The organism is Pseudonocardia charpentierae, from assembly GCF_031845345.1.
Classification (GTDB): domain Bacteria; phylum Actinomycetota; class Actinomycetes; order Mycobacteriales; family Pseudonocardiaceae; genus Pseudonocardia; species Pseudonocardia charpentierae.
This window is the reverse complement of record NZ_JAVREJ010000023.1, coordinates 71578-78550: the sequence shown is the minus strand read 5'-3', so window position 1 is coordinate 78550 and position 6973 is coordinate 71578. Positions and strand designations below refer to the sequence as shown.

Annotated in this window: 4 protein-coding genes and 3 pseudogenes; 3 read left to right on the top strand and 4 right to left on the bottom strand. The window is 69.6% G+C overall.

Annotated elements, in window-relative coordinates; translation table 11 throughout:
* Window positions 1-308 precede the first annotated feature (308 nt).
* The 3 genes and pseudogenes from RM445_RS25945 to RM445_RS25935 form a co-directional block, all read right to left on the bottom strand.
* A pseudogene (locus RM445_RS25945) lies at window positions 309-1085 on the bottom strand (transposase); the annotation flags it as partial.
* A gap of 75 nt (window positions 1086-1160) precedes the next feature.
* The gene (locus RM445_RS25940; RefSeq protein ID WP_397469400.1) at window positions 1161-2465 is read right to left on the bottom strand and encodes an IS256 family transposase; all 1305 of its coding nucleotides are present in this window, start codon (window positions 2463-2465) and stop codon (window positions 1161-1163) included.
* Between the two features lie 39 nt (window positions 2466-2504).
* Window positions 2505-3305, bottom strand: a pseudogene (locus RM445_RS25935) (transposase); the annotation flags it as partial.
* Between the two features lie 111 nt (window positions 3306-3416).
* Between RM445_RS25935 and RM445_RS25930 the strand changes: the two are divergent.
* Window positions 3417-4509 (top strand): annotated as a pseudogene (locus RM445_RS25930) (IS630 family transposase).
* Here RM445_RS25930 and RM445_RS25925 read toward each other — a convergent pair.
* Complete coding sequence (locus tag RM445_RS25925; protein ID WP_311559467.1) at window positions 4506-5411, bottom strand: helix-turn-helix domain-containing protein; 906 nt, start codon at window positions 5409-5411, stop codon at window positions 4506-4508. The pseudogene RM445_RS25930 and the gene RM445_RS25925 sit on opposite strands and share 4 nt — an antisense overlap.
* Window positions 5412-5613: 202 nt before the next feature.
* On the opposite strand from RM445_RS25925, the gene RM445_RS25920 reads away from it, so the two are divergent.
* Together RM445_RS25920 and RM445_RS25915 are read left to right on the top strand one after the other, a co-directional pair.
* Window positions 5614-5883 carry a hypothetical protein gene (locus RM445_RS25920; protein WP_311559466.1) on the top strand — a complete coding sequence of 90 codons (270 nt, stop codon included), beginning with the start codon at window positions 5614-5616 and terminating at the stop codon, window positions 5881-5883.
* Between the two features lie 72 nt (window positions 5884-5955).
* A complete protein-coding gene (locus RM445_RS25915) occupies window positions 5956-6927 on the top strand; it encodes an endonuclease/exonuclease/phosphatase family protein (protein WP_311559465.1) in 972 nt (323 codons plus the stop codon).
* The last annotated feature ends 46 nt before the right edge of the window (window positions 6928-6973 follow it).

Below are 6973 nucleotides of genomic sequence, written 5' to 3'. Positions count from 1 at the left end.
AGTACCGCGACCTGGATCCGGTCGCGTTCGGCCGGGTGGTCCGGCAGAAGCGGGTGCTGGACGGCCGCAACGCGCTCGACCGGACCCGCTGGGAGGCGGCCGGCTGGAGCTACCGGGCGCTGGGACGGCGGAACCTGCCCTAGCTAGGAGACCGCTGAACAACGGTCTGCGGGCTGGGCGGGGGCTCTTGGGGACGTCGGTGTGGCGGGCAGCGCCCCTTTTGCGGGGTGACACGAGTTCGCTCCGCCCGTCGCGGTCGAGGGTGCGCCGGTCGTGTCCGAGCGGTCCAGCGGCTGCTGGCAGCCGGTTCAGGTGGGGGCGAGCACCCAGGAGCCGCCGCTGCGGGCCAGCCCGAGGGTGAGTAGGCGGCGCAGGTTCAGCCCGGCGACGCGGTGGTGCAGCCACAGGTCGTTGCGCCGGGTCCCGACGAACCGCAGCCGCCGGTTGCGGCCGGCGACCAGCCAGGCGATCGACCGTTCGACCATGGGCCGGTGCTGGCGGTAGACGGCCTGGAACCCGGGATCGGTGGCGCGGGCCCGGTGTGCGCGTTGCAGCGCGTCGTGCGGGTGCAGCCGCAGTGTGCGGCCGCGGGCCGAGGTGGTGCAGCGGGCCCGTAGCGGGCAGTCTCGGCAGGCCGCCTTGAAATTCACCGCCCGGGTTCTGGTGATCGGGCGTGTGACGTGGTTCGGGCAGGTCACCGTGGCGGCGGTCTGGTCGACGGTGAACGCGTCGAGGGTGAACCCGCCGTCCACGGCCGGGCGCAGCGGCCACGGCTTGATGATCGCGGTGTGCCCGCCGTCGGCGGCCGCGGCCAGCAGCTCACCGGTGCCGTAGGCCGCATCGCCCAACACCTCGACCGGGTCGGGTTCCTCGGCCAGCAGTGCGATGCCGACCGCGGCGTCGGAGTACTCCGGCCCGGCAGCGGGGGTCAGCGCGCACCCGGTGATCAGCGCGGTGTCCGGCTCGACCTTCACGTGCGCCTTGTAGCCGTCCTGATGGTGGGCGCGGGTCTTGTGCGCGTGCCGGGCCTCGGGATCCACGGTGGAGAGCGCCCGCTCCGGGGCGACCTTCCGCGCGATGCGCCAGCCGGTGATCCGCCACCGCCCGTGAGCCTGTCACGATTCCCGTGTAAGCCACGGGTGACGAATGTGGTTAACGTATCACAGGGTAAGTCGTCCCGGGAAGAGGACGACCAGCGTGTTCAACGCCGTTTTCCAGCCGTGAGTGCCGGTTCCTGATTCCCCTCCTCTCTTGCTGGAAATGTTGCGCAGCCCGAGGTAGAGCAGCTTCATCGCGGCCTCGTCCGACGGGAAATGTCCGCGGGTCTTGGTGATTTTCCGGAGCTGGAAGTTGATGGATTCGATCGCGTTCGTGGTGTAGACGATCCGGCGCAGTTCTGCGGGGTAGTCCAGGAACGGAATGAACTCGTTCCACGCCCGCCGCCACACGTCGATCACCCCGGGGTACTGCCGTCCCCACTCGGCGTCGAGATCCTTCAGGGCCAGCTCGGCGGCCTCGACGGTGGGCGCGGTGTAGATCGACCGCATCGACTTCGCGATCTTCTTCCGGTCCTGGTAGGACACGAACCGCATGGCGTTTCTGATCACGTGCACGACGCACGTCTGCACGACGGTGTCGGGGAACACGCTGGTGATGGCGTCGGGCAGGCCGGTGAGGCCGTCGCAGCAGGCGATCAGGATGTCGCGTAGCCCCCGGTTGCGCAGCTGGGTGAGGACCGAGTGCCAGAACTTCGCGCCCTCGGTCTCGGCGATCCAGCAGCCCAGCGCGTGCTTGCGGCCGTCGATGTCGACGCCGATGACCAGGTGCGCGCTCTTGATCGTGACCGCGCCCTTGTCCCGGACCTTGATGCGGATCCCGTCGATGTAGACGATGGGGTACACCTCGTCGACCGGGCGGTTGCGCCAGATCTCGATTTCATCGGTCACCACATCGGTGATGTTGGACACCAATTCCCGGGATGCGGTCACGCCGTACACCTCGAGCAGATGTGCCTCGATATCACGGGTTGACATTCCGCGGGCGTAACACGAGAGTACGAGCTCGTCGATCTGCCCGACCCGCCGCACCCGTTTCGGCACGATCTGTGGCTCGAACTCGCCATTGCGGTCCCGCGGCACCGAGATCGTGACCGGCCCGTTGGTCGTGGACACCGTTTTCGTCGAGGCGCCGTTGCGGGAATTGCCGGTTCCGGCGCCGGCGGGGTCATCACGGCCGTAGCCGAGATGGTGGGTCATCTCGGTCTGCAGAGCACGCTCCAGGACGGCCTTGGTCATCTGGTTGAGCAGTCCGTCGACACCGTCGATCGGGGTGCCGGCGGCCTTCGCGTCGGCGAGCAACGCGTCGATCGCCGACGGGGCGAGAGCGTCGGTGAGCCGGCGAGCCGCAGCGGTCTCGGCAGACTCGGGGTCGTTCTGTGGCACAGGGGTGTCCTTCCCGACCGCCATGTCGATCACAGCGGTCGATCTTGGTCCGCCCGTGGCTTACACACCTGCCGTGACACGCCCCCGCCCGTCGGTGCCGTCGGAGCCCTCGGCGGGTTCCACGTCCTGCCCGGCGACCAGCGCCAGCAGCCCGACCGCCTCCGCCGCGGCAGGCTCGAGTTCCTGCTCGGGCAGGTGCCCGAGCAGCCGGTGCGCGTCCGAGACCAGGGCATCCACCAGCTGTTCGCGAGCGTCGGGGTCGTCCCAGGCGATCGCCGGCTTGCCCGGATCGCGGTAGTCATGGGCCGAGCACTGCTCGGTGATCACCTCCGCGGCGCCGGGCACCACCCGGGCGACCCGGCGGATCGCCGCGATCAGCTGGGTGACCGTGTCCTGGGTGGCCACCGCGTCGTCGAGCACCGTGGAATCCAACGCGCGCCGCGTCTTCCCGGTCAGCACCCCGGTTTCGGTGACCACCTGCCCGACCACATCGAAGATCCGCCGCGGCCGCTCCGAGGCGGCCAGCCGGCGCCGCCAGTAGGTCAGCACCGTCGGATGGAAACCTGGCGCGGTCACCGCCAGCCCGCACGCGGCCTTCCACCGCAGATCGAACGTGACCGCCTCGACCGCCTCGCTGTCCGACAGCCCGTGCAAGGTCTGCAACACGATCACCGAGGCGACCACGTCCGCCGGGATCGACCGACGACCCCGCCGGCTCGGGAACAGATCGGCGAACAACTCATCCGGGAACAACTCCCGCCGATGCCCGGCCAGGAACGCGAACACCCCACCCGCCGGCAGCAGGTGCCCGGCCACCGACTCCACATCCAACAGCTCGCGCTGCGGATCAGCCCGTCCCTGCACCACCACATCGTCCCAGCCACCGACCAACAGCCAGGGTTCGACACTCGGATTGTTCAGCGCCGTCCTAGTGTCCTGCGCCAATATTTGACAGGTTAAGTCGTAGACTGGGGTATGGCCCGCACCGGACGTCCGAAAGCCGTGTTGGAACTGACCGTTGAGGAGCGCGAGCAGTTGCAGCGGTGGGCGCGGCGGGCGACCTCTGCGCAGGCGCTGGCGATGCGCTCTCGGATCGTGCTGGCGTGCGCGCAGGGGCGGTCGAACACCGCGGTCGCCGAGCAGCTCGGGGTCTCGGTGCAGATGGTCGGTAAATGGCGGGCCCGGTTCGTCGAGGCCCGCTTGGACGGGCTGGCCGATGATCCGCGGCCCGGCCGGCCGTCGTCGATCACCGGTGAGCAGGTCGAGGACATCGTGGTGGCAACGTTGGAGTCCACACCGGCGAATGCCACGCACTGGTCGCGGGCGAAGATGGCCGAACGGACCGGGTTGTCGCGCTCGAGCATCGGGCGGATCTGGAAGGCCTTCGATCTCAAGCCGCACCGTGCCGAGACGTTCAAGCTGTCCAACGACCCGTTGTTCGTGGAGAAGGTCTTCGACGTCGTCGGGCTCTACCTCAACCCACCCGAGGGCGCGGTCGTGCTGTCAGTGGACGAGAAGTCCCAGGTCCAGGGCCCTGGCACGCTCCCAGCCCGCGTTCCCGATGATGCCCGGAATGCCCGAGCGCGCCACCCACGACTACGTCCGGCACGGCACCACCAGCCTGTTCGCGGCGTTCAACACCGCCGACGGAACCGTGATCTCCTCACTGCACCGCCGGCACCGCACGATCGAGTTCAAGAAGTTCCTCACCAAGATCGACGCCACGGTCCCCGCGCACCTGCAGGTGCACCTGATCGCGGACAACTACGGCACCCACAAGACCCCGGCGATCAAGGCCTGGCTGGCCGGGCACCCCCGCTTCACCCTGCACCACACCCCGACCTACTCCAGCTGGCTCAACCAGGTCGAACGCTGGTTCGCCTACCTCACCGAAGACCTGCTCCAGCGCAGCGACCACCGCAGCGTCCAGGCCCTCGAAGCCGACATCCGAGCCTGGGTGAAGGCCTGGAACGACAACCCCAGACCGTTCATCTGGACCAAGTCCGCCGAGGACATCCTCGAACGACTCGGACGACTTCTTCACCGAATCACCGGCGCAGGACACTAGAGCTGCGCCGCCTGGTCGGCGAGGAAGGCGCGACTCTCCGTCGGCGTCAACGCCGCGTCGGCGATCCGATCCATGGCCAGGCGGTAGAGCTCGACGTCCGCCCGCTTGTCCAGGTACACCGCGCTCGTCAGCTGCTCCATGTAGACGATGTCGGGCAGGTCGTCCTCGGCGAACTGCAGCATCGCGAACGGGCCCGCCGCTGCGGCCGGACCGCCGCGGTCGAACGGCAACACCTGAAGGGTGATGTTCGGCAGGTCGGCGACCGTCACGAGGTGCTCGAGCTGGTCGCGCATCACCCGCGTCGAGCCGTAGATGCGGCGCAGGGCGGCCTCGTCGAGCACGGCCCGGAAGTGCGGCGCCTCGGGCTCGCTGAGCAGCTTCTGCCGGGTCATCCGCAGGGCGACCCGTCGGTCGGTCTCCTCGCCGCCGTCGGCGTCGGCGTCTGCGGCGATGACGGCGCGCGCGTACCCCTCGGTCTGGAACAGGCCGGGCACGAACTGCACCTGGTAGCTGTGGATCGTCGCCGCGGCCTGCTCGAGCCGCACGTACATCTCGAACCAGCCGGGCAGCACGTCGGAGTAGTGGTGCCACCAGCCAGGAGTGTTGGCCTGTCGGACGAGCTGCACGAATGCCTCACCTTCGGCCGGATCGGTCACGCCGTACAGGGCGAGCAGATCCATGATGTCGCGTTCCTTGAAGCTCACGCGACCGAGCTCGAGGCGGCTGATCTTGGCCTCCGACGCCCGGATGGTCGCGCCGGCCGCCTCCCTGGTGATGCCACGGGCCTCGCGGAGGCGCCGCAGCTGCGTGCCGATGACGAGACGCAGGACCGTCGGGCTGGCGGTGCGAGCGGGATCGAGCGGCGCCGGGGCGTCGCTCACGGCAGGTTCCGCTGCGGCCACGGCAGCAGCATAGCGACGCGCACCCGCCCGATGTCCCTCTGGGTGCACGACCTGTCACAAGCTGTTGATCAGGCTGACAGTGATGTCGCCGACATGGGGTAACGCGACACCCGATCGTGCAGATGCACGTGCAGACGACCTTGCACAGTGTTGTGCGGGGAGGCAGGATGACGATGCACAACAGCGATTCTCGGAGGGCGCCGTGACACTCGGGCAGCGCGACAACCTCTCCCAGGCCGTGCTCACCGTGTCGGTGACCTGTGTGTTCGACAGACGCATCCACGAGGTGCGGGAGCTCGACATCGCTCCGGCCGCCCGTCACGGCCGCTACCCCGCACTGTGCGGCCAAGTCATCACTGCGGCGTCGATGGCCGAGCCCGGTGTCCGCCGCTGCCCCGAGTGTGTCGAGCTGCGCGAGGACGACGTGCCCCGTCGTCCGGTGGGGCTGCTGCGCCGGATAGTCGGGCGCTGACACACTTTCCGGTCTTTCCGCTCCCCAGCGTCGGCGCGGGAGGCGACGACGGCGGACCGTAGGGTCGTGCCGATGTCGTTCTCTCGCGCGGTGCGTCGGATCGCGCCCGCCGTACTCGGCGGGGCGGCCGCCGCGGTGCTGGTGCCCGACGTCGTGAAGCTCGACGGCCGGCTGCCGATGATCGCGGCCGTGGCCTGGCGTCCGCAGGCGGTGGCCGGGGCCGCTCTGGCGGGCTCCACGCTCGCCGCATGGCGGCCGACGCGGCCTACGGGGCTCGCGCTCGGTGTGGTCGCCGCTGCGGGAGCCGCAGCGGTCGTGCGGCGGGTTCGTCGGACAGGTCGGCAGACAGCCGGCAGCGCCGCGTCCGAGCCGCTCACGGTGCTGAGTGCGAACGTGTTCACCGGACGCGCGGATACAGGAATGCTCGCGGGCCTGATCGAGCGGGAGAAGCCGGACTTCGTGGTGCTCCCCGAGGCCGGCTGCGACTTCCGCGACAAGCTCGCGCCGCTCGTGTCCCACATGGGTTACCGCGGCTGGGCGGCCACTCCACCGGGAGCGCCCGACATCCGAGGCGTGGTGCTGCTCGCGGGTCCACGGGCAGGGGAGGTGGAGGTCCAGGCGGGATCGGATCTGCACTACCACCACCTGCAGGCCAATAGGGGAGTCCTCGGCGCCCGCGAGCTGTTCGCCGTGCACACCACCGCGCCCCGCCACAAGCGACTCGCGAGGCGCTGGCGCCGCGAGTTCGGGGTCGTCGGGCGCTGGAGGCGCCAGAAGCCGGCGCCCATTGTGGCGGGTGACTTCAACGCCACGCTGGACAACGGCCCGCTGCGGGCGGCCCTGGGCGGCTGTGTCAGCGCGGCGAGCGGACTCGACGCGCTCATAGGCACGTTCCCGTCGTCGTTGCCGCGATGGTTCGGCATCCAGATCGACCACGTGTTCGTCCCGCGGGGAACGACGACCCTCGATTTCGCTGTGCACGACCTGCCGGGCTCGGACCATCGGGCCGTCGTGGCCCGGTTGCGTCTGCCTGCCGACGCGTAGCGGTTCCGGGAACGTCAGAGACGGGGCCGCACGCCCCTCCGGCACG